The organism is Bradyrhizobium sp. USDA 3315, assembly GCF_054056795.1.
The window spans coordinates 9,297,188-9,320,580 of record NZ_JBSRYP010000001.1 but is presented as its reverse complement, the minus strand read 5'-3'; the positions used below and the strand labels follow the sequence as shown (position 1 = coordinate 9,320,580).

General features: G+C 58.7%; 20 protein-coding genes. 16 read left to right on the top strand and 4 right to left on the bottom strand.

Annotated features, from left to right (window positions below; translation table 11 throughout):
- Positions 1-267 precede the first annotated feature (267 nt).
- Both nodD2 and nodD1 read right to left on the bottom strand, forming a co-directional pair.
- Positions 268-1,263: a transcriptional regulator NodD2 gene (gene nodD2, locus ACVIYL_RS43425; protein WP_456781557.1), complete on the bottom strand. Its 996-nt coding sequence runs from the start codon at positions 1,261-1,263 to the stop codon at positions 268-270.
- A gap of 620 nt (positions 1,264-1,883) precedes the next feature.
- Positions 1,884-2,828, bottom strand: coding sequence for a transcriptional regulator NodD1 (gene nodD1 / locus ACVIYL_RS43420; protein ID WP_310880982.1), 945 nt, complete (start codon positions 2,826-2,828; stop codon positions 1,884-1,886).
- An 858-nt stretch (positions 2,829-3,686) separates the two neighbouring features.
- Between nodD1 and ACVIYL_RS43415 the strand changes: the two genes are divergently transcribed.
- The 14 genes from ACVIYL_RS43415 to ACVIYL_RS43350 all read left to right on the top strand — a co-directional run bounded on the left by ACVIYL_RS43415 (position 3,687) and on the right by ACVIYL_RS43350 (position 19,583).
- Positions 3,687-4,319, top strand: a complete 633-nt coding sequence (locus ACVIYL_RS43415) for a NodA family N-acyltransferase (RefSeq protein WP_456781556.1) — start codon at positions 3,687-3,689, stop codon at positions 4,317-4,319.
- Positions 4,316-4,975: a chitooligosaccharide deacetylase NodB gene (gene nodB / locus ACVIYL_RS43410; RefSeq protein WP_310880980.1), complete on the top strand. Its 660-nt coding sequence runs from the start codon at positions 4,316-4,318 to the stop codon at positions 4,973-4,975. Before ACVIYL_RS43415 ends, nodB begins: the two co-directional genes overlap by 4 nt.
- 17 nt (positions 4,976-4,992) lie before the next feature.
- Complete coding sequence (nodC, locus tag ACVIYL_RS43405; protein ID WP_456781555.1) at positions 4,993-6,369, top strand: chitooligosaccharide synthase NodC; 1,377 nt, start codon at positions 4,993-4,995, stop codon at positions 6,367-6,369.
- A 12-nt stretch (positions 6,370-6,381) separates the two neighbouring features.
- Positions 6,382-7,011: a nodulation methyltransferase NodS gene (nodS, locus tag ACVIYL_RS43400; RefSeq protein ID WP_310880978.1), complete on the top strand. Its 630-nt coding sequence runs from the start codon at positions 6,382-6,384 to the stop codon at positions 7,009-7,011.
- A gap of 13 nt (positions 7,012-7,024) precedes the next feature.
- The gene (gene nodU / locus ACVIYL_RS43395) at positions 7,025-8,734 is read left to right on the top strand and encodes a nodulation protein NodU (RefSeq protein WP_456781554.1); all 1,710 of its coding nucleotides are present in this window, start codon (positions 7,025-7,027) and stop codon (positions 8,732-8,734) included.
- A 1-nt stretch (position 8,735) separates the two neighbouring features.
- Positions 8,736-9,656, top strand: a complete 921-nt coding sequence (nodI, locus tag ACVIYL_RS43390) for a nodulation factor ABC transporter ATP-binding protein NodI (RefSeq protein ID WP_310880976.1) — start codon at positions 8,736-8,738, stop codon at positions 9,654-9,656.
- 2 nt (positions 9,657-9,658) lie between these two features.
- Positions 9,659-10,450, top strand: a complete 792-nt coding sequence (locus ACVIYL_RS43385; RefSeq protein WP_456781553.1) for an ABC transporter permease — start codon at positions 9,659-9,661, stop codon at positions 10,448-10,450.
- A 278-nt stretch (positions 10,451-10,728) separates the two neighbouring features.
- Complete coding sequence (locus tag ACVIYL_RS43380) at positions 10,729-12,756, top strand: carbamoyltransferase family protein (RefSeq protein ID WP_456781552.1); 2,028 nt, start codon at positions 10,729-10,731, stop codon at positions 12,754-12,756.
- Positions 12,757-12,924: 168 nt separating this feature from the next.
- Complete coding sequence (locus tag ACVIYL_RS43375; protein ID WP_456781551.1) at positions 12,925-14,037, top strand: nodulation protein NodZ; 1,113 nt, start codon at positions 12,925-12,927, stop codon at positions 14,035-14,037.
- Complete coding sequence (locus ACVIYL_RS43370) at positions 14,034-14,240, top strand: hypothetical protein (RefSeq protein WP_310880972.1); 207 nt, start codon at positions 14,034-14,036, stop codon at positions 14,238-14,240. The genes ACVIYL_RS43375 and ACVIYL_RS43370 overlap by 4 nt, the downstream gene beginning before the upstream one ends.
- Before the next feature lie 588 nt (positions 14,241-14,828).
- Entirely contained in the window at positions 14,829-15,665 is an 837-nt protein-coding gene (locus tag ACVIYL_RS43365; RefSeq protein ID WP_456781550.1) for an SDR family NAD(P)-dependent oxidoreductase, read from the top strand.
- 183 nt (positions 15,666-15,848) lie between these two features.
- Positions 15,849-17,672 (top strand): nif-specific transcriptional activator NifA, encoded by a 1,824-nt coding sequence (nifA, locus tag ACVIYL_RS43360; protein ID WP_456781549.1) that lies wholly within the window; start codon positions 15,849-15,851, stop codon positions 17,670-17,672.
- A gap of 494 nt (positions 17,673-18,166) precedes the next feature.
- A complete protein-coding gene (locus ACVIYL_RS43355; protein ID WP_456781548.1) occupies positions 18,167-18,340 on the top strand; it encodes a hypothetical protein in 174 nt (57 codons plus the stop codon).
- Between the two features lie 400 nt (positions 18,341-18,740).
- Positions 18,741-19,583 carry an electron transfer flavoprotein subunit beta/FixA family protein gene (locus ACVIYL_RS43350; protein ID WP_310880968.1) on the top strand — a complete coding sequence of 281 codons (843 nt, stop codon included), beginning with the start codon at positions 18,741-18,743 and terminating at the stop codon, positions 19,581-19,583.
- Positions 19,584-20,224: 641 nt separating this feature from the next.
- On the opposite strand, the gene ACVIYL_RS43345 is transcribed toward ACVIYL_RS43350, so the two are convergent.
- Together ACVIYL_RS43345 and ACVIYL_RS43340 are read right to left on the bottom strand one after the other, a co-directional pair.
- Positions 20,225-21,541: a DUF3422 family protein gene (locus ACVIYL_RS43345; RefSeq protein ID WP_310880967.1), complete on the bottom strand. Its 1,317-nt coding sequence runs from the start codon at positions 21,539-21,541 to the stop codon at positions 20,225-20,227.
- A 283-nt stretch (positions 21,542-21,824) separates the two neighbouring features.
- Positions 21,825-22,124, bottom strand: coding sequence for a hypothetical protein (locus ACVIYL_RS43340; protein WP_456781547.1), 300 nt, complete (start codon positions 22,122-22,124; stop codon positions 21,825-21,827).
- 111 nt (positions 22,125-22,235) lie between these two features.
- Here ACVIYL_RS43340 and ACVIYL_RS43335 point away from each other — a divergent pair, with 111 nt between their 5' ends.
- Together ACVIYL_RS43335 and ACVIYL_RS43330 are read left to right on the top strand one after the other, a co-directional pair.
- Positions 22,236-22,592: a hypothetical protein gene (locus ACVIYL_RS43335; RefSeq protein ID WP_456781546.1), complete on the top strand. Its 357-nt coding sequence runs from the start codon at positions 22,236-22,238 to the stop codon at positions 22,590-22,592.
- Between the two features lie 44 nt (positions 22,593-22,636).
- The gene (locus ACVIYL_RS43330) at positions 22,637-22,963 is read left to right on the top strand and encodes a hypothetical protein (protein WP_456781545.1); all 327 of its coding nucleotides are present in this window, start codon (positions 22,637-22,639) and stop codon (positions 22,961-22,963) included.
- Positions 22,964-23,393 lie beyond the last annotated feature (430 nt).

Here is a 23,393-nt window from a genome sequence, read left to right as displayed (position 1 = left end):
GGCTCCGCTTGCAACGCAAGGGCCTGGCTTGAGCGTCCAGGCGTGGTGCTCCGTCTCTGATGCGTGATCAACTAAGGCAACGCAGCAGGCGGCTTGAGCGCCGCCGTCATGTGCGGCGTGATACCAATATGGGAGTCTCGCAACGGCATCATGATGGCCGACCGGGCGGCGAGACTGCGGGACGTTCATGAGCAAAGAACGAGTTCAAGCAGGAGCAGCTGTCGAGACATGCAGCCGGATTCAAGTTCGAGCGCTTTGCAAAAGTCGTTACGATAGCCGCGAAGCAGGTCCCGCCAAGCTTGCTTCAGCCTCCGGCTGCTCCAAAGCGCAGATCATGGAGCGTTCGTCAGGAGCAGATGTCATGCGACCCGCCTCCTGCACTAATATCTCTCGCATCCAGATGCTTTCCGGATCGCTGTTATGAAGGGCAGGCCATTGGACCGCCTCGGTGAAGGTGGGGAATGGCTGCGGAAGCTCGGCAATCCGGAGGGGCACCGTCCTTTCGAAATGCTTAACCAGCCTTGATGGCATCGTCCCTACGCGGCTCGTGCCCACTAGCATGGGCGGAATCATGCCGTAGCTCTGCACGAGAACGTCGATGCGTCGGTTGAGGCCGCGATCGAGCAAAAAAGACTCCTCGATGGGAGGCTGACGCGCAACTCCGAGCTTAACCGCAACGTGGCCCATCGACATATATTGATCAAATGTAAGCCGCCGCCGTAGCCGGCCGTTCGTGCCGCAGCCTACGCACACGAGCCTTTCCTCAAATAGGGCTATCCGCGGGTGCGCGCTGGACATGAACAGTTCCGGGAGAATAACAAAATCGACCTCGCCGCGCCGGAGAAGCTCATCGTGCTCATCGGCGAGCGCCACCAGTTCGAAGCTGACGGCCGGTGCTTCTCGTGCGACACGCTCGACGACGTGTCGGAAGAACACGACCGTTATGAAATCAGAAAGGCCGATCCTGAATCGTCGATTCGATTGTCCCGGGTCGAACGCATCCCGCGCGATAATGGAGAGTTGGATGTGCATCAGAGCCTCGCGAACGGGAGCCGCCAGTCCCTCTGCGCGTGAGGTTGGGACAAGTTCCCGGCCTCTCATTGCAAACAGCTCATCGCGGAAATAGGAGCGCAGCCGGGCAACGGCTGCGCTCATGGCTGGTTGACTGAGGTTAATCTTGCGCGCTGCTGCGGAAAGGCTGCGCTCAGCCATTAGAGCATCAAGGGCGACGAGAAGATTCAGATCCAGGCCTTTGAAACGCATATCTAATTATCCGACGCGATCATCTTCACGGTGCATACAATGTTCGGCAGCGGCTGCTTCTGAAGCGGTATCATCGGCTCGCCCGAATCAACTCTGTTCCTGCCGTGTGATCGCGAAAAGTAGCTCGCGGATCACCGCAGAATGGCGAGCAGGGCGACGACCTACGGCTGGACCCGTGGGGAGCGCCAACCCTAGCGAGCTCGTCAATTCCGACAACACTCGCAACTCACCCTGGTCAAATTGCCGCCGGCAGACCAGCGTAGGTGCCTATCCCGTCATAGCCACGAGTTCGCCCAATTCGCCCCATCGACGTCCGCCAGCGCATCGTTGGGAGGCAAACTACAACCTGACGCAGTGTCGGGTTCAAGCGATTTAATTGGGTTCGCTAAACCATCGTACTCGAAAACGCGCGTCCTTCGATGCTGCCGGACCTTGCTTGCAGGACAAGGCACTAAACCGCACTTTGCGAGATCATTGCGGCCACGAGCTGATAAGCCCTCGCAATCCATCGCCGGATCGCGCGCGCATTGCAGCGTGGCCGCACGGGAGTTAGAATGAGGAAGCCGGCAAAGCCGTCGAATGATTGATTAGGATATTTTTGCATCTGCGGGGGCGTGAATCTAGCCGCGCCTGCGCGTTGGGGGCTCCCGATGTTCAGATGCCATGTTGGATGCTTCCTCCAACAATATCCGCCGCATCCAAATGCTCGCCGGATCGGTGTTGTGGAACGCGGGCCACTGCACGGCCTCGGTGAAAGTGGGCAGGGGAAGCGGTGGCTCCACAATCCGCAGGGGCATCCGCTTTTCTAAGTGTCTGGCGAGACGTAAGGGCATTGTCCCTATCCGGCTCGTGTCCAACAATATGGGCGGTATCAGACTAAAGCCTTGCACAACGACCTCGATGCGTCTTTTCAAGCCGTGCTCGAGCAAAAACCATTCCTCGAGATTGGGCCTCAGCGCCCGTCCGAACTTGGCCGTAACATGCCCCATAGAATTGTATTTCTCGAATGTAAGTGGTCTCGATAGCTGCTTGTTCGTGCGGCATCCCACGCATACGAGAGTCTCGTCGAATAGCGTCGCTTTAGGATGCGCACTCGACATGAACAATTCCGGTAGAATGAGAAAATCGACTTCGCCGCGGCGGAGGAGCTCACTAGGTTCATCGGAAAATGGCAGCAGTTCGAACCGCACCGCAGGTGCCTCCTGTGCGATACGATCGACAATTCTCCGAAAAAATACGATTGTCATGAAATCGGAGAGAATGACCCTGAAGCGTCGGCTCGACTGAGCCGGGTCGAACGCGTCCCGAGAAATGATCGAAAGTTGGATGTGCAGCAGGGCCTCGCGTACCGGACCCGCAAGCGCCTCCGCGCCGGGTGTCAGGACGAGCTCGCGACCTCTCATCGTAAACAATTCATCGCGAAAGTAGCTGCGCAGCCGCGCGATCGCAGCGCTCATAGCGGGCTGGCTCAGGTTTATTTTGCGCGCAGCCGCTGTGAGATTGCGTTCCGTCATCAGAGCGTCGAGCGCAACGAGAAGGTTTAGATCTAGTCCCTTGAACCGCATGTTGTGAGTCTATCCATCGTGTGGATGTGTTCTATCGAAACAATCGATTTTACCAAATTGCGGAATGTTGGATAGCAAACATCAGTTTGGAAAATAAATTAGGCATACCACGATGGCTGCTGGTCGTACGCGGGCTCCGAGAAAGACTCCTGGACGTGCAAGCACCCGCCGAATCAGTTTGGGAAACGGATATCGCTGCCGCATGCGAATTGCGCCTCTTCCCGGTGCGACGAGCACGCGATGTGACGCTAGGAAGGCCCCGATAAACCTTCGTATGCGTGTTCCAACCCTTTCCATATCGGCGATTTACCCGCGTACACTTGAGAGCGCGCTCAGCCTCACCTTAGTGTCGCGACCAGGCGGCGTGCGCAGATTGCGGATGCCAAATATCTCCGGCGACTGGCCAAATGGCGCGCCTGTTCATCGCAGTTATCGCAATTCAAGGCGCGTCGAAGATGCATAGAACCGAAGTTGATCTGGTGCCAGTCGGGTGTGTCCTCGATGAGCTCTCACGCATCGATGGCCTGCCCCGCGATGCGACAGCGCCGATCTTGATCTTGGACGAGGCGGAGCCCCTTCATGCTGCAGACAGGCTCCGGGCAATCCAATCGCTTCCTGGGACGTACGCGCATGTTTCGGCCATGGCATTGGCCGGAAAGATGCGCGCGAGATGCGCGATCGTCTTGCCGCCAACGAAGCCGCCATTCCGATTCGGTCTGCTCTCGCGCGGTCTGCGAGGAGAGCCGAGCGCGGATGCCGCATGCCAGCGCATTTCAGATTGATCACCGGTTCGGCAAATAGCGAGTTTCTTACGTGACCATCTCCGCTCTCACGCCCACTGGCGCAGGGAAGTACGCCATGAATATTGCCGTGTCGCGGTCTGCGGAAGAGCCTTCCGCGCGCACTCAAGTCCAGTGGAGCCTTCGCTGGGAAAACGAGCTGCAGCTCGCCGATCATGCCGAGCTTGCCGACTTCTTCCGTAACAGCTACGGGCCGACCGGTGCGTTCAATGCGCAGCCATTCGAAGGTAATCGAAGTTGGGCCGGTGCACGGCCTGAACTCCGCGCAATCGGTTACGACGCACGCGGCGTCGCTGCGCACATCGGCCTACTACGCCGCTTCATCAAGATTGATGGCGTCGATCTTCTCGTGGCCGAACTCGGACTATATGCCGTGCGTCCGGATCTCGAGGGGCTTGGAATCAGCCACTCAATGCGCGTGATGTATCCTGCGCTGCAGCAGCTTGGGGTGCCGTTCGGCTTTGGTACGGTCCGGCCTGCGCTTGAGAAGCATCTCACCAGGCTGGTCGGACGGCAGGGGTTGGCAACCCTGATGTCTGGCGTTCGCGTCCGCTCCACCCAGCCGGATGTCTACCCCAATTTGTCGCCGATCCGTATCGAAGACGTCCTCGTGGTGGTGTTCCCGCTTGAACGCCCAATAGGCGAGTGGCCTGCCGGAACGATTATCGATCGGAACGGGCCCGAGCTGTGACCGAATTCATCCCCCTGTCCGCGGTGCGGCGCAACTATGGTGACGTCAGCGGAACTCGCTCGGTCTACTTGACCTTCGATGATGGGCCAAACCCCTTCTGCACGCCGGACGTCCTCGATGTGCTGACGCAACATCGGGTGCCTGCGACGTTCTTCGTTATCGGCACCTACGTGGCCAATCAACCTGAACTCATTCGACGAATGGTCGCCGAAGGGCACGAGGTTGCAAACCACACGATGACCCATCCCGACTTGTCCAGATGCGAACCAGCAGAGGTACACGATGAGGTGCTAACGGCGAGCAGGGCGATACGTTCGGCTTGCCCGCAGGCGTTGCCCAGGCACATGCGGGCACCCTACGGCATATGGACCCAAGACGTGCTTGCTACGTCAGCCAAGGCCGGTCTCGCAGCCGTGCACTGGTCGGTCGATCCGAGAGATTGGGCGCGCCCTGGGGTTGATCGCATCGTGAGCTCAGTGCTGGCGGCTATTCGACCGGGCGCAATTGTGCTCCTGCACGACGGATATCCTCCCGGCGAGGAGAGATCGTGCACGGATGCCACTTCGCGCGATCAGACGGTGAGGGCGCTGTCATATCTGATTCCGGCACTCCAACGGCGCGGGTTCGAAATCCATCCGCTTCCTCAACTTCACTGAACAAAACTGGCACCCCCATGGACCTGCTTGCTACAACCAGCGCCGTCGCCGTTTCGTCTTATGCGCTGCTCTCGACCGTCTACAAGAGCGCGCAAGCGCTTTATGCTCGGCCGGCCAGCCCCGCATCGCTGCGGGACGGCCTCGGACAAGCCGAAGTGGCTCTACCCAGCGTAGATGTCATTGTACCCTCTTTCAACGAGGACCCAAACACACTCTCTGAATGCCTCGCGTCGATTGCAAGCCAAGACTACGCTGGAAAGCTGCAGGTCCATGTGGTCGACGACGGATCCGCAAATCGCGATCTCGTGGGGCCTGTGCACAAAATCTTTGCGAACGATCCGAGGTTTCGCATCATTTTGCTGGCCAAGAACGTCGGAAAGCGCAAGGCGCAGATTGCTGCGATACGCAGCTCTTCCGGCGATCTGGTCCTCAACGTCGACTCGGATACGATACTTGCCGCTGACGTGGTCACGAAGCTTGTATTGAAGATGCAGGACGCCAACGTCGGCGCGGCCATGGGGCAGTTGATAGCGAGCAATCGCAACGAGACCTGGCTGACCAAGCTGATCGACATGGAATACTGGTTAGCCTGCAACGAGGAGCGCGCGGCGCAGGCTCGCTTTGGTGCGGTGATGTGCTGCTGTGGTCCATGTGCCATGTATCGTCGCTCTGCGCTCGCCTTGCTGCTTGATCAATACGAAACGCAATTCTTCCGTGGAAAGCCAAGTGATTTCGGCGAGGATCGTCATCTAACGATCCTCATGCTCAAGGCAGGGTTTCGAACCGAGTATGTCCCCGACGCGATCGCGGCAACAGTGGTACCTGACAGTCTGGGGCCATATCTGCGACAGCAACTTCGCTGGGCACGCAGTACTTTTCGGGACACATTTCTTGCGTTGCGCCTGCTGCCCGAGCTCGATGGCTATCTCACGCTAGACGTTGTCGGACAAAATCTCGGCCCCTTGCTTCTCGCCTTGTCATCACTGGCTGCGCTCGCACAGTTCGTCATCGGCGGGTCGATCGCCTGGTGGACGTTGCTGACGATTGCGGCAATGACGATGGTCCGGTGCAGTGTGGCAGCGTTCCGTGCTCGCGATGTGCGGTTTCTCGGCTTCTCGCTCCACACGCCCATCAACGTCTTTCTCTTGCTGCCGCTAAAAGCCTATGCGCTTTGCACATTGAGCAATAGCGATTGGCTGTCGCGCAAAGTCGTCAATGTGACAACCGAAGGAGAAAAGAAGGCTGTCATCCCACACGCGACCACCGGGATAAGCTCTGCAAGAAGTGGGGTGAGTTCTGGCGCAACTCGTAAGCCCGGGCTTTCGCACCGTCCATCGAGCTTGCCCGCGACCGAGCGTGTTTGCGGTCGGGATCGATCGACCGCTTACAAATAGGCTGCATGACCCGTGACACCGGACAAGACCTACCAGCTATTGGAGCGCGAGTTGGCCGTCGACGACCCATGGCGTCTCGACAGCAACTCGTTCGAGCAGGGGCGATACGCGCAAATGCTCCGGCTCTCGCGCTGCAACGGAGATATTGCGCATGCCCTCGAAGTCGGATGTGCCGCCGGCGCATTCACCGAAATGCTGGCGCCTCACTGCCAACGGGTCACCGTGGTCGATGTCATGCCGCAGGCGATTGAGCGAGCGCGCCAACGGACGAAGAGATGGTCACATATCACGTGGATAACCTGCGACATTCAACAGTTCTCGACCGCCGAGCAGTTCGATCTGATCGTCGTAGCTGAGGTTCTCTACTACCTCAAGGACGTCGCCCAGATGCACACAGCCATACGCAACTTGGTGAGTATGCTTGCACCCAATGGCACTCTGGTTTTCGGATCTGCGCGTGAGGCCGCGTGTCGACGCTGGGGTCATGCTGCTGGTGCTGAAACGGTGATTGCCCTCTTCAATGAAAGTTTATCCGAAGTCGAGCGTCTGCATTGCCACACCGAGTCGGTCAACGAAGACTGCTTGCTCGTCCTGTTCCGGCAGCCGACTAACTCGTCAGAACAAACAAAGTTAGATCATTAGGCCAGGGGGTCGTATGCGCATCTGCGGTATCAAGTTAACACACGACGGGGCAATTGCTGTGGTCGAGGACGGGCAGCTCGTCTTCTGCACCGAGCAGGAAAAGCGCGGCAATAATCCACGCTATCAATCCGTCGATAACCTTGATGCAGTTGTGCTCGCATTGGCTGAGCATGGCCTGGATCCACGCGACATTGATCAATTCGTCATTGACGGCTGGGATGGGGAGATTGAGTCGCAGTTCCAGGTTCTCAGTGGGGCGGTGCCGATTGCGCTGAAAGGGGCGCCATATGTGGAGCGCCATGCTGAAGGCCTTCTTGATGCCGTCGATGGCTATGGCCTGATCCTCGGCGGCAAGGTGTTTCCCTATAAGAGTTACCCGCACGTCACGGGTCACGTCGCCTCAGCATATAGCACCAGCCCCTTTGCCAGTGCCGGAAAACCCGCGTTCTGTCTGGTTTGGGATGGCTGCATTTTCCCACGTCTTTACTATGTCGAACCTCGGGGCGCGCGGCTCATTGCCTGCCTGTTTCCGATGATCGGTCATGCCTATGCGGCTGCGGGCCTTCATTTCGGGCCTTATAGGCAGCCGAACCGCACCAATTGGGACTTGGGCATCGCCGGAAAGCTGATGGCTTATATCGCACTTGGCTCTGTCGACGAAGCTATCGTGTCAGTGTTTCAGGAGCTTTACGAAAAGCGCTTCGCGGGGGATACGGAGCAGGCGCGTCGCTACCGCGCGGACATCAACAATGCGGAAGCGTCACTTGCAGCTGTGCACGAGTTTTTCGAGGCGAGCGCACTGCGCCTGACGGCCAAGCGAGCGGAGGACGTCCTAGCGTCGTTTCATGTGTTCCTGGAACGTCTTCTTGTTCGGGAAATCGCGATGGTACTGTTACGGCACTCGTCGCTTCCGGGCGCGAGAAACCTATGTGTGGCCGGGGGGTGCGGGCTCAATATCAAGTGGAACAGTGCGCTTCGCGCGGCGGGATTGTTCGATGAGGTCTGGGTGCCGCCATTCCCAAATGACAGCGGCTCGGCAATTGGCGCTGCTTGCAGCGGAATGGCGGCGCAAAATGGGTTCGGGCCATTGGGATGGTCAGTCTACAGTGGTCCGGCGCTGCAGGCCAGCGAGAAGCCGTCAGAATGGGAGGCTGCGCCATGCACTCTCCGCGAGCTCGCGGCCATCCTCGCCGACAACAAGCCCGTAATCTTCCTTTCGGGACGCGCCGAGCTTGGGCCGCGGGCGTTGGGCGGTAGAAGCATTCTTGCAGCAGCGACCTCGCCGGCAATGAAGGATCATCTCAACGACATCAAGCGCCGTGAGCATTTCCGGCCGGTGGCGCCGATTTGCCTGGAGGATCGGGCGCCAGACATCTTCGAGCCCGGGACGCCGGATCCTTATATGCTGTTCGATCACCAGACTCGTGCGGAGTGGCGCGATAAGGTCCCCGCTGTCGTCCACCTGGATGGCTCTGCGCGGTTGCAGACAGTTGCCCGCAACTCTCCGCACAAAATCGCGGAGCTGCTGGTCGAGTTTGAGCAGCTCACGGGCATTCCGCTGCTTTGCAATACGAGCGCCAACCTTCATGGGCGAGGATTCTTCCCGGATGCTGCCGCCGCCTGCCAATGGGGACGCGTGGAGCACGTGTGGTGCGACGGACTGCTGTGGACCAAAGCGGCCGTAACGAAGCCTACGTCGACTGAACGACTTCTGTCGGCCTAGTATGAACATGTCCAGCGCAGCAATCGACCTTGCCGGCGTAAGAAAGTCGTTTGGCGATAAGATCATCGTCGACGAGTTGTCGTTCTCGGTTGCGCGCGGAGAATGCTTCGGCCTGCTCGGGCCGAATGGCGCCGGCAAGAGCACGATCGCGCGTATGCTCCTCGGGATGATCTCGCCGGACGCAGGCAAGATTTCAGTCCTCAATGAGCCCGTGCCTGCACGCGCTCGTGTCGCGCGTGTGCGCATTGGAGTAGTGCCGCAGTTCGATAACCTTGAACTCCAGTTCACCGTACGAGAGAACCTGCTGGTGTTTGGCCGCTACTTCGGCATGAGCGCTCGGAAGATCGATGCTGTCGTACCCGCGTTGCTGGAGTTTGCGCGTCTCGAAAGCAAGAAGGACGTACGCGTCGCCGAGCTGTCGGGGGGCATGAAACGGCGACTGACGCTGGCGCGTGCCCTGATCAATGATCCGCATCTGCTCGTAATGGACGAGCCCACAACCGGTCTGGATCCGCACGCGCGCCATCTAATCTGGGAGCGCCTGCGCGTTCTGCTTGCGCGTGGCAAGACGATCCTCTTGACCACTCACTTCATGGAAGAGGCCGAACGCTTGTGCGATCGGCTGTGCGTGCTCGAGAGTGGACGCAAGATCGCCGAAGGCAAGCCGGACGCCTTAATCGACGAGCATATCGGATGCAACGTGATCGAGATCTACGGCAGTGATCCACATGAGCTCAGTGAGTTGATCAGGCCTTATGCGCGGCACATCGAAGTGAGTGGAGAGACGCTCTTTTGTTATGCGCTGAATCCGGAGCAGGTACGTGTGCAACTGCGCGGGCGAGCGGGTCTTCGGATTCTGCAGCGGCCGCCGAATCTCGAGGACGTGTTTTTGCGGCTGACCGGACGCGAGATGGAGAAATGAGGATGGGTGAAAGTTATGCGGCGCTGATGCCCGCTAACGCGTACAACTGGATCGCGGTATGGCGTCGAAACTTCCTGGCGTGGAGGAAAGCCGCACTTGCATCGGTTCTCGGCAACCTGGCAGATCCCATAACCAACCTGTTTGGCCTTGGCTTTGGCCTCGGGCTAATCGTGGGCCGCGTTGAGGGGACTTCGTATATCGCGTTTCTGGCAGCGGGCATGGTCGCGACCAGCGCCATGACGTCCGCGACCTTCGAAACCTTGTATGCCGCCTTTGCTCGGATGGACGCCAAGCGCACCTGGGAAGCAATCCTGTCCACACAGCTCACGCTTGGCGATATCGTTCTAGGCGAACTGGTGTGGGCGGCCAGTAAGTCCGTTCTAGCCGGAGCTGCGATTGGAATTGTCGCTGCAGCGCTGGGTTATGCATCCTGGCTGTCGATTTTGTATGCAATGCCGACGGTCGCCCTAACCGGCCTTGTCTTCGCAAGTCTGGCGATGGTCGTCATATCTCTTGCGCCAAGTTACGACTACTTCGTGTTTTACCAGACGCTCATCCTGACACCCATGGTGTTTCTGTGTGGCGCGGTCTTTCCGATGAGCCAATTGCCGAGCTCATTTCAGCACTTCGCCGGCTTGTTGCCGCTCGCGCATTCGGTCGACCTCATTCGCCCAGCGATGCTTGAGCGCGCGGTCAGCGTCGGCGCTGCCTTCCACGTTAGTGCGCTTTGCATGTACGCGATATTGCCGTTCTTCGCGTCGACGGCATTGCTTCGGCGTCGCCTGCTGCGTTGACGAATTGTGCCAAGCGCTCCGAACCGGTCGAGACGCGAGCTGCGATCAGGACTGCAATGATTTTGGAAGGACTTGATCAAGCCGGGTGTACGGCTGCCGCTTTGGTCGATGGGTGCGGGACGCCCAGTACCTCAACGGGTTGAGCCGCTGGGCATCGGGACGAATTTCGCAGAAGCCTTGGTTGTGCTGCCTGGCGCGCGGTCGAGGTCGCGTGACAGTACAGACGAGTTAGTTGGAACCGCTGGTGGTCTTCCTGCCGTGATCAAATGGAGAATGAGATGTTGTGTCTGGGAGTGAGTGGCGGTCTGGACAGAATCTATGAAAGCTCGCCCGAGCTGCCCAATACATTTCTGCACGATGGCGCTGCGGTTCTGGTGCGGGATGGCCGTGTGATTGCTGCCGTCGAAGAGGAGCGCCTCAATCGCGTCAAGCACTCGAACAAGTTCCCAAGCAATTCGATCCGGTACTGCCTTTCAACTGCAGGAGTTGAGCTTGGCGAGATCGACCGCATCGCGTTCTACGCGACTGAAACCTACTGCAATACCATGCTCGAGCGGCTGTTCGTTTCTCAGTCCGTTCCGCTGGACGCCAAACTGTTGCTACGGCAGTTACTGGCAAGGGAGTTCGGCACCGAGGTCGATGCGTCGCGCGTGTCCTTCGTAAATCACCATGAAGCACATGCGGCGAGCGCGTTTGCGATGTCTGGATTTGACCAAAGTCTGATCTTTGCGGTCGACGGCGGCGGAGATTTTCTCTCAGGTATGCTGGCGGTGGGGACCGGCACTGAAATCACTCAGCTCGCAAGCTTCCCAGAACATAACTCTCTAGGGCTGTTCTATCTCGAGACGATCCGTTATCTCGGCTACGGGCTGTTCGATGAGTACAAAGTGATGGGGCTTGCCCCCTATGGTGACCCTGCTCTCTATCGCGAGCTCTTCGCGCAGTTCTACGAATTGTTGGACAATGGTGGCTATCGTGTCCACCTGGATCGAATCGGTCCGGCCTTGATCCGCAGCATGCAGGTCCGGCGAAAAGGAACGCCATTCACGCAGCAGCATCGAGATGTCAGCGCTTCGCTGCAGGAAGCGCTCGAGCGGATCGTCTTTCACATCCTGCGGTACCATCGCGAAGCGACCGGCATGAAGCGTTTGTGCCTGGCGGGAGGAGTAGCCCATAATTGCACGGTGAACGGTAAGCTGCTCTATTCCGGGCTTTTCGACGACATCTTCGTCCAACCCGCGGCGCACGACGCCGGTTGCGCACTCGGCGCTGCATTGATGATGTCAAACGAACTGGGCCGGCCTGCGCCGCGCGAGCGATTGGCGGACGTCTATTGGGGGCCGGATCTCGGGACCGAGCAAGCGGTAGAACAGGAGCTCAATGCATGGTCCGGCCACCTCGATATCCAACGCAGTGATGACATCGCAGCCAGTGCGGCCGACTGGATGGCAAATGGCGCTGTGATCGGTTGGGTTCAGGGCCGTTCTGAGTTCGGGCCACGTGCGCTTGGCAATCGTAGCATTCTCGCCGACCCGCGGCCAGCGGAAAACAAGAACCGGATCAACGCGATGGTCAAAAAGCGTGAGGGCTATCGTCCGTTTGCGCCATCAGTGCTGGAGGAGGATGCAGGTGAGTTCTTTGAGCTCCCAGGCGGCAAGCGGGAGTTTCCCTTTATGAACTTCGTGGTTCGTGTGCGTGAAGCCCACCATAGCGTGCTCGGTGCGGTCACGCACGTCGATGGGACTGCTCGGCTGCAAACGGTCTCGCGCAACACAAACCCTGCCTATTGGGATGTCATTAATGCATTCAAGAAGCGAACCGGCGTTCCGGTTCTTCTAAACACGTCCTTTAACAACAATGCCGAGCCAATCGTGGATTCCGTTTCAGACGCCATCGTCACGTTTTTGACGACTGATCTGGACGGACTTGTGGTTGGGCCATTCCTCGTGAAGAAGCGGGCGGCAGCGCTGCAGGATTGGCGTACACTGAGCGTTTCATTGCCTCCGTACGCATCCCTTCATCGTATTCGCTCCCACACAGCGGAAGATCGTCAGGAAACGGTCTGCGAGATCCGTATGGGACATTCGGATCGCGACAGCATGCGTATCTCGCATGAGCTCTTCGACCTGCTGATGCGGATTGAGGGGGAGGCGTCGCTGGGCTGGCTTCTTGACACAACTATGCTGGACCAGCCCAAGCGCGAAGATCTCATGAAGGAACTGCGGCTTGTGTGGGAGCAGCGCAGCGTTCGGCTGCATCCGCCACGCGCTGCTTGCGTCCGCAGTAATGCGCAAGGCAAATCATAACCGGCGATTATGGTATGGCCATGGCTATGCCTCCACGGACAGGAGGCTAGGCCGAGGTTGAGCAGGCACAATAGGCATCCGGCTTAAATCGGGTATATCGGCGCAACAGCTCTGAATGGAAGAAAAGAGGCAACGCGTTGAGAGAACCCGCTACGAGGATAGCGCTGCATGAAGTTCTACCGACGCAACTCGCGAGCAGCACAAGCGCCGACCATAACATCGGCGGAGATCATATGTGAGGTGTCTCCAATGACGTCTCTTGTTCAACCAGGAGCCCGGAAGGAGGCAATGCAGATGCGTGGTGGTTCAAAAAATGATCGGTTCGTTGTTTCTCGACGGCGTACGGGGTTGGGCGACTGCTTGTGGTCCCTGGCGGCAGCTTGGCGTTTTGCGCAGCGGACCGGACGGAACCTGGTCATCGATTGGCGGGGGTCCTGTTATCTCGATCAACCATTCACCAACGCCTTTCCAGTCTTCTTCGAACCAGTTCAAGACATTGCTGGCGTACGGGTGATCTGCGACGACCAGATCAATCAGCGCACATTTCCGGGACCGTTCTTTCCGGCATGGTGGAATAAGTCAACCATAGACTGCGCCTATCGACCGGACGAGCAGATTTTCCGGGAACGCGACGAGCTCGATCAACTGTTCCAAAGCGAGCAAGATAGCGATGCAAACACGGTTGTGTGTGACGCCTGCCTGATGTGGCGCTGCGACGAGGAGGCTGAACGTGAGATCTTTCGGAGCATCAAGCCGCGACCCGAAGTGCAGGCACGGATCGATGCCATCTTCCGGGAGCACCTTGAACCGTACAGCGTGATCGGCATTCATGTTCGGCACGGCAACGGCGAGGATATTATGGGGCATGCACCCTACTGGGCTGATCCGGAGCGCGCCTTGCAACAGGTCTGTAATGCCATCGACAAGGCCAAGGCGTTACCGCATGCGAAACCTGTCAGGCCTTTCCTGTGCACGGATAGCGCGCTCGTCCTTGAGAAGGTGTCGGCTTTGTTTCCCGATGTTTTCACGATCCCAAAGCGCTTCCAGGCGCCTCAGGCCGGACCGTTGCACAGTGCGGCGCTCGGAGCCGGGGGCGGCGTTTCCGCCCTCATCGAGATGTATCTCCTTGCGCGATGTGACACTGTGATCCGCTTCCCCCCGACGAGCGCTTTTACGCGTTATGCGCGCCTCTTTGCGCCACGCGTTATAGAGTTCGATTTGAATGATCCGAGCCGATTGATCTTGATTGAGGAAACTTCACAAGAGCTCGTGGCTTCATGACAGTCGTAACCCGTCTCATCGACCTGGTGGCCGCTTTTTGCATCGAGCAGTACTGCCACTATGTTTCCGGGCGGCAATTGGTCGCTCAAACCAACGCTTCAACGCGCCCTTGCACTGAAGAAAAGCAAGATACGGCGGCGGAATGCGATCCGCTGAAGCTCGAGCGCGACAAGAGCGGCCTTAACGTATCGCCACCGCGCTAAACGGGTGAAGATCGTCCTCGGCTTTGCCTCGCGTGCACCGGAAGTGAAAATTTCGCGGTGGCTGATCGCAGATTAAGTTTTCGAAAGCTTCTACGTTGAGCCGGCGAGTCTGTTGCGGCGGCCGGCCACTCGCTCGCGCGGACTGACTCATTCGGGATCGATGATCTTGGGCTGGACATTCAGTGTCCCAGTTTGTGATCCTGCAACCAATCGGCGCGGCGATGTGCTGCGATGAGGTCGGTATCAGTTGCGACAAAAACCTAACGTGCGGAGCTGGTACATGAGGTTTCGATTGCATCGACGCGGCTAGCTGGGCGGCTTCGTCATCCTGACCAATCGTGTCTCGGCGATGGACGCTGTTCATCCGCTCGCCCCTGCGGTTGCGCCAAGCAGTGGGCCAAGTGGGCTGCCGGGATTGTGTAGGTGATGCATCGTCGCTGTCGCAAAGCACACGCAACATGTCTAGAATCCGCCAAGCGTTTCGCGTGCGCGACATTAGGACGCAAAACCGGAGCGCCTTTGCGTGCATCGCGGTGGCCCGATTCCTGCTACGCGTTCACCAGCGGCGCTACAGGAGAGGAGGCGGGCGTGGGTCTCGATCAGCCGAATGACGATCTGGTCGGAGGTCCGCCGCCCCAGACACACTTGGGTTGTCGCTTTCACTTCGATAAAGTTCGCGTCCATCGGGGAGAACAGAAGGCGATGCTGCTGACTGGGGCATCGCGCGGAATTGGTCATGCCACTGCCAAGCTGTTTTCGGAAGCGGGCTGGCGCATCATTTCCTGCGCGCGCCAACCGTTCGACGGCGAGCGGTGCCCGTGGGGGTCCGGCCGCGAGGATCATGTCCAGGTCGACCTCAGCAATCATCGAATGCTGCCGCGCCTGATCACCGAGGTCAAGAAACGCCTGGCTGGTGCACCTTTGCACGCGCTGGTGAACAATGCCGGCATCTCGCCGAAAACACCCGATGGTGACCGGCTGACTTCGTTGACGACTTCAACGGAAACCTGGATGAGGGTGTTCCATCTGAATCTGGTGGCCCCGATTCTGCTGGCGAAGGGCTTATTTGACGAGCTAAGGGCCGCGTCAGGATCGATTGTCAACGTGACGTCGATCGCGGGTTCGCGTGTGCACCCGTTTGCCGGCAGCGCCTATGCGACGTCAAAAGCTGCGCTTGCGAGTCTTACACGCGAAATGGCCCACGATTATGCGCCGCATGGCATTCGCGTGAACGCGATCGCGCCCGGCGAGATCAGAACGGACATGTTGTCGCCCGATACAGAAGCGCGTCTTGTGCCAACTATCCCGCTGCGCAGAGTGGGAACCCCCGATGAAGTGGCTGAGGTCATCTACTTCTTATGTTCGGATGCCGCAAGCTATGTGACGGGGGCCGAGGTGCCGATCAATGGTGGGCAACATCTGTGAATCGAGCAAGCCTGGCAACACGGCTGACTTGAGTTTCAGCGCTCGAGCTTGTGTTCTAGGCTGACGGCGCGCACCCATTCCGAAAAAGTGAAATCAAGGGACTGTAAGGTTACCTTCGTGCCATGAAAAGGTGTTACGCTTCTATGTCATCTCGTCAACTCGTGGCGCTAAATCGAGCATGACATGCAAAACGAAGCTCGCAAACCCGAACAAGGTGCCAGGGAGGATGATCAAAATAACGGAGACCGCCTTATGCTGCATATCGCTTCCGCACGCGAAAGACCTGCCGCTCACCCAGAGACGGAACGCGAGCTCTCGGGTGAGCCGCTGCGCGAAAGCGCGCTGACCGGTATCTTCGAGATATCGAAAATACTCACTGCTCCTTGCCGCCTCGAGGTCACGCTGGCGAACGTCGTGAGTCTTCTGCAATCGTTTGTGCAGATGCGACACGGTATCGTCTCACTGTTCGACGATGACGGGATGCCGGACATTACCGTGGGCGCGGGTTGGAGCGAAGGGAGCGACGAGCGCTACCGGATGCGCCTGCCGCGGAAGGCGGTCGACCAGATCGTCGCGACCGACAGGCCTCTTGTCGCCGAGAACGTGGCGGCGGAGCCGGCATTCAGCGCAGCTGATCTGGAAGTGCTCGGTGCCTCAGATGATATGCCAGTGTCCTTCATCGGAGTTCCGATCCGCATTGATCCGAACGTCGTGGGTACGCTGACCATCGACCGTGTCCGTGACGATAGGTCGAGTCTCCGGCTCGATTACGACGCGCGGCTGCTCGCCATGATCGCCAACCTGGTAGGACAGACAGTGAGGCTGCATCGCTTGTTCGCCTGCGACCGTGAGCGACTGATGGCGGAGAAGGACCGTCTGCAAAAGCAGTTGTTCGAGCTTAGGCAGCCTGCACGGGAACGTAAGAAGCTGCCCGTCCATGGGATCATTGGCGACAGCCCGGCGCTGCGCGGGCTGCTCGAGAAGATCGCAGTCGTAGCCAAATCGAACAGCACGGTTCTGCTGCGCGGCGAATCCGGCACCGGAAAGGAACTTGTAGCCAAGGCCATTCACGAATCATCCTCCCGCGCCAAGCGGCCCTTCGTTAAGCTGAATTGTGCGGCACTGCCCGAGACAGTGCTGGAGTCCGAATTGTTCGGTCATGAGAAAGGTGCCTTTACCGGCGCCTTCAGCTCGCGCAAGGGACGTTTCGAGCTTGCTGACAAAGGCACGCTGTTTCTTGACGAGATCGGCGAGATCTCGGCCCCGTTCCAGGCGAAGTTGCTGCGAGTCCTGCAGGAGCAGGAGTTCGAACGGGTTGGCAGCAATCAGACCATAAAGGTCGATGTTCGAGTCATAGCCGCGACCAACAAGAACCTAGAAGAGGCTGTGGCAAGAAGCGAGTTTCGCGCAGATCTTTACTATCGCATCAGCGTTGTTCCCCTGCTGCTGCCACCGCTGCGCGAAAGACGCAGCGATATCCCGCTGCTTGCCGGCGAGTTCCTCAGGAATTTCAATAGCGTGAACGGCCGTACGCTGACCTTGGAGCCGAGTGCGATCGATGTGCTGATGAACTGCGGCTTTCCGGGCAATGTGCGCGAGCTCGAAAACTGCATCGAGCGCACAGCGACCCTGTCGGCCGGGCCCTCGATCGTGAGAAATGACTTTGCATGTTGCCATGGTCAGTGCCTTTCCGCGATGCTGTGGAAAACTACGTGGGAGGAGGCGACCGTCCAACCGGCACCGACCGTGCCAGCGCCCGCCAAGCCGATCACTTCGCTGTCTGAAGCGACCGCGCCGGTCCCGCCTGCTGGCAGCGAGCTGGCCCCGCTGGTGCCTCCCGGCACAGTCCTCGTAAGTGGCGCGAAGATGGCCGATCGCGAGCGGGTCATCGCAGCCATGGAAAAATCTGGCTGGGTGCAGGCAAAAGCAGCGCGCTTGCTCGGACTAACGCCGCGCCAGATTGGCTACGCGCTGAGGAAGTACGGAGTCGAGATCAAGCGGTTCTGAACGTACGCACTTACGAGAGGACGATGGGTTTCGTGACATCGTGGTCAAGCCGTAGGAACGCGCAGTGTGACCGCTGGCACCGTTCAGCCTGAACTGCAGGGCGTGCTCGACGGTATTGCGGCGCGCGCTCGGTGGCTTCCACCGCCGCCATGGTCGGGCAGCAACGGGCTGCCGATCCAGTTCGTCATCGGCACGACGGGTTCGTTGAACGACCTCGACGATGTCGCCCGGAGATTCATGGCGGACGCGCTCAAGACCCGGACAGTTCATCTTTCGCGACAAGTCGAAGAGAACGGTCATGTTCGACCGCGGCAAGACCGGCGATCTCGGGCTGAACATGAGCGATGTCGGCGGTTCGCTGGCGATCATGCTCGGCGGCAATTACGCCGAGTATTTCAGCCTGGACGGCCACTCCTAGAAGCAATCCCGCCGGTCCGTCAGACCGCCTCACGAACGCGCAGCTCCTGACCCACGAGATCCGCACCAGCAACAACATGATGCGGCCGCTGGCGACGGTCGCCCATCCGAAGAACAACACCGTGCCGCAGGCGATCAACCATTTCCAGCAGGTCAACGCCGCAACGGTTTCCACGTGGCGATGTCGGGCGTTGAAATCGGCGATGCGCGCGACGTTGAGGAACCTCGCCCAGCCGGTTCCGGCCGGTTAGTCGGTCAACTACGCAGACTCCTCCCGGCAGCTCGAGAAGGAATCGGGCGGCTTCATCACAACCTTCTTGTTTCGCGTTCGCGTTGATCATCATCTATCTTTCGTTCGCCCGACGGTACAACAGCTTCGTTTGATGCCGCGATGTCGCTCGTCGGCACGCTGATCTAAACGGCGGTAATCTGTCGCAAGCGATCCTGTCGCCACTCGGCTGGCATGCCCAGCGGAATAGCGCTGTCGCAGCTCCGACGCGTGTCGGTATTCGTTCGTCGGGAACGTCGAACGAGATGAGTGCATAGGCTCCCTCTAAGGCATTGTAGTAACGAGCTAATTCAGGGAATTGGGTGCGATGGTACAACACTTGCTGTTCTCTTCGCAGCTGTCGCAACTTTTGGAGCAACTCCGTGCACAATGTCGTCTGCATCAAACAGGTTCCCGATTCTGCGCAGATCCGCGTGCACCCGGTGACCAATACGATCATGCGTCAGGGCGTGCCGACCATCATCAACCCATATGACCTCTTCGCGCTCGAGGCTGCGCTGGAACTGCGCCATCGGTTCGGCGGCGAAATAACCGTACTGACAATGGGGCCGCAATCGGCGGAAGACTCCTTGCGGAAAGCGCTGACCTATGGCGCCGATCGCGCCGTACTGCTCACCGATCGTTGCTTTGCGGGCTCCGACACCCTGGCCACGACGTACGCACTGGCAACCGCCATCCGAAAAATCGGTAAGGAATATGGCCCGCCAGACCTTATCTTTACCGGCAAGCAGACCATCGACGGGGATACCGCGCAGGTTGGTCCCGGCATCGCAAAGCGGCTGGGCGTGCTGCAGCTGACTTACGTCGCCAAGGTCAGATCCCTCGACCTGGCCGCACGCACGATTGAAGCGGAGCGACGCTCCGAAGGTGGTGTCCAGGTTTTGCACACGAGGCTGCCCTGTCTCATCACCATGCTAGAGGCGACCAACCAGATACGGCGGGGCACGATGGCGGATGCCCTGCGTGCCGCGCGTGCACCAATCGTGAAATGGAACGCGCACGATGCCGGCGTCGAGGACGTCTCCAAATGCGGTCTTAAGGGCTCGCCGACCGTCGTCAAGCGAGTGTTTGCTCCCTCTGCGCGGGCCGAAAAGGCGGCGCTGGTTGAGGCCGCCGAACAACCAGCGCAAGCCTTGATTGAAGCCATCTTTAAGCATCAACCGAATCTCGAAACCGATCTTGCGGCACTAGCCCGCGAGGCTTGATCTGAAGAGTCCTTACGATCCCGAACGCTCGTCGCTGGTCAAACGGAGTGCCCACCCGTATTCGATAGGCATGTCGTGGTTAGGGGAGCTGCCATCATTAGGTCGTTTTGCCACCAATGTAGATCGGCAACGAAAACCTGGGCAGCGTCGATCTTTGAAAATCATTTCCACGACGGTGGTTGCCCGCCACGCCGCGCGTATCGCTATCGATTTCAAGTCAATAAGATTTGCCGATCGAGGCATCCGCGGCGACGATCTCGCATCGTCTTTTTGCTGAGCACTCAGGGAATAGCCGGCTACATTCGTCGGATAAGCAATATTATTCTCCGCCTAAATTGCGGAGAAAAGGTCAAATCTCCGCACCACAGGTATCCCGAACTAAGAGTGTCCCAGGCGATCGGCATGCCGGTCGTCCGCTCCCCGACCGCCCTAATTCCTTGACTTGACGGTGCCGATCAAGGAGATCTGTGGCGCTCTTGGTCGTGTCGCGAGCCGCCGGCTGATCGTTTGTGCGACATCCTCTGTTTCCATATCAGCAACTCGTAAGCCGGACTTGCGCGCCATTGGCACGAGCACGTCTGGCGGCGACGCTTGAGGATCAACGTCGTGAAGCCCTGTCGTCCAATCACTGCAATGGGCGCTTACTCGCCCGTTACGGACGGCTCGTCGCGATGCTTGAGGTGTCGCTTCCGTGTATTGTAACTGACCAGCCAGATAACCCCGACTGCGATCGGCACGCACGCTGCGGTTAGATAGGAGGGTTCTACACGAAGTCCGACATCGTGCGCTCCCTTGGCAAGGTAGCCGAACAGGCTGACCACATAATATCCTATCGCCGCGACCGACAATCCCTCTACCGTGCACTGCAGCCGAAGCTGCTGTCCAGTCCGTTCATTGATCGCGTGCAATAGGTCACGATTCTGCCGTTCGATTTCAACGTCGACACGGGTTCGCAAAAGATCCGCGGCACGCGCCAGCTTAACCGACAGGGTTACTTCACGATCCTTGGTCGTCTCGCAAGTCCGCATCGCCGGCGCCATCCGGCGCGCCAGGAACAACGACCAGGTCGGATAATCCGCGATCTCACTGCCCTCGATGATGGACAGTCGGGATTGGACCAACTCGTAATAAGCTCTGCTGGCATCGAAGCGAAACAGGCTTCCGGTCGCACCACGCTCGAAAGAGGCAGCCAATGCGGTCAGTTCGGCAAGCAGATGGTTGTTGAGTTTCAATCCCTCCGCGCCTTGCATTTCGTCGAGCACCTCGCCAAGACGTCTATCGATGCGATCGACGAATGGACCGAGCTCGAGAGCGACCGATAGACCAAGCAGCGCCAACGGACGATAGGTCTCGACTTCAAGGAGCCGTTGCACCAGTGCTCCGAGATTATGGGGCGTCAACCCGAGGTCGCAGACAAGAATTTTGGTGAAACCGTCTTCGTCGACGCGAAAATCAGAGGCCATGACACTTGTTCCGCCTTTTATGCGGACCATGGCGAGGCTGCTCTTGTCGAAAAGTTGTTCGGCGCGTTTCAATGGGGAGGCGTTCTGCTCTACATCCAACTTGATTGCGACCAGTAATTGTCCTTCCTGTCGCAAGGCGCTCATCAAGGAGTGAACGGCGCCTTGGGCGTCCTCCGTCTGACGAGCGAACGGACTCTGTGCTATCCAGGTGAAGGTTGCGAATTCGGCATGCTGCTCCCAGCGAAGCACAACGGGCCCGATGTCGATTTGGTGATGTTTCGCCGAGAGCTGCGGAGGTGGAAGGTCGCGCTCTCGACAAAATGCGACGAAGCCGCGGCGAACGCTTGTGGCCGCATCGCCCTTCGCAAGAAATGCGAAGTGGACCACCTTAAATGGCGGAACAAGCTGCATAAAGGGGCGCGCGTGTACTTCATTGAGCACAGCATCCCGCTGCGGATGTAGTTTGAAACTTCGAAGGTCCAGCTTATCGAGCACGTGTAAGCACCTCGTCTCAGAATTGGCACGCAATTGTCCGCGTCGCCGCGAGCGGCGATGGTGTTGACTATAAGGATCTGTTCGCGCAGGCCTCCAATGGCGTCGTGGCGAAAAGCGACCCGAGCCGGTCTCAATTCGCGAAAGCAGTGCCGAACGTGACTGGCTGCCCCCGGGTCCGCACGAACATCACTCGGCATCGATGTGTTGGCGCACATTAGCCGTGATGCGCAGAGCCGCCTCCCAGAACGACTCTCGAGCGGCGTGACCGAGGCACCTACGATTTCTACTCTTTCGTCTCCGTGAAGTTGCTAATCGCCGTCGCCGGCTCTGCACCGGTAGCTGCATCGTCGATTGATGGATCAAAAGCGTAAACGAGGCCCTCGTCTTGCCGCTCATCTTCTCGCATTTGGACGCGATGCAGGATCTGGGCCAGCACGGAAGCAGCGGAACGGTCGAGTTCTTGCGTGATGTGACCGTTGAAACTGCCAGCGGGGATTTCTGAAGGAACGCGGTTACATTCGTGCCACCCGCACATCTGGGGTTCTTGGAACTGAAGCCCCAACGGCTGGAATCCGATTCTCATTGCAAACCGGCCAGCTCGCGCTTCTTTGGGCTTGCCCTCTGTGACGGCCGAGACTAGCTCTCTTCGTCAAATGGCCTCGGTGATCGCGGAACGCTGACAGGACTGTCGTGCTTGATCCTGCGGCGCCATCGACCGCTGCGCATCCGCCTTCAGCGCTTGGAAATCCCCTGTGATATCAGTTATCGCCTGTGGCGGAGCCGATCTGGATTCCGACACAAGGCCGCCCTGCAGCCCGGTCAAGTAGCAACCTTGCCGACGATGAACGTCGAGCATTCCATGCGTTCGATTAGCATGGGAAAACGCATTGCATTGTTCGGGGATGGCCAAGGCGGCCGAGAGCTCGCGGTCCAGGCTTTGCTCACGGCAAAGCTTCATGAATTTGACCGGCAGGTCTATCTGACCAATGTACTGAGCGAGCGCATCGAGTCCGAGCAGAATGGCGTACTATCGCACCAGGTTGTCTCGTGAGCGCGCGTCATCATAAGGCAGCATCTCGTCAGCGGCGATGCTGCTTGCGGGCCTCAAGCGATGGCGCCAGGCTCACGACAATCGACATCTGCCGCCATGAGCATTCCCATGCTCGACGGCTGTGCCGCTGTGGTCGTACCCGGATCGGCGTCGATCGACTAGATTTGCCGCTACGCGCGATCGATGCCGAAGCTTTCAACAATGGCAGCACCCCGCAGTTCGCCGCGATATCGGCCGTGCCGCTGCGCCGCAATAATATCAGCAACGCCCACTCGACTGCGCTCGATCGGTTCAGGCCGATGCAGAGGCGAGCAGTTGATGGTGATTTCGATCCGAGCACCTGGTGCCAGGGGTTCTATGCCGCGACGTAGCTCAAGCTGTCGGTGTGGGCGCGGAGCTGGACGCTGGCAACGTCAATCAGGGCCCGCTGCTGCCATGCTGCTCCATAGCTGCGACATAGAGCTGTCCGGAGCGCCGCAGGGCGGTCGCGGGACCGAGCGGCCGTCGAGGCCTGACGTCGATATTCAATGCCGATCAGCTGCGCACGCTGATCATCGCTGACGTGGTAATTCATACTGCTTACTCGTAAGTCTTCAGACGTGCAATCTGATGTGTCTGGTTTCCGACAATGTCGAACAAGCACGCCGCATAGGCCTAGTTGACGTTGGCTCTCTGGTATGCCGACGCTTCCACATCTTGAAACTTGCACGCGCCGCGATCGTCCCATTTGGCTTCTCGATCTCTGTTTTGATAAGGCGTTGACCTTGACATTGTGGTCGCGGAGTGTCTCGAGGCCTTCGA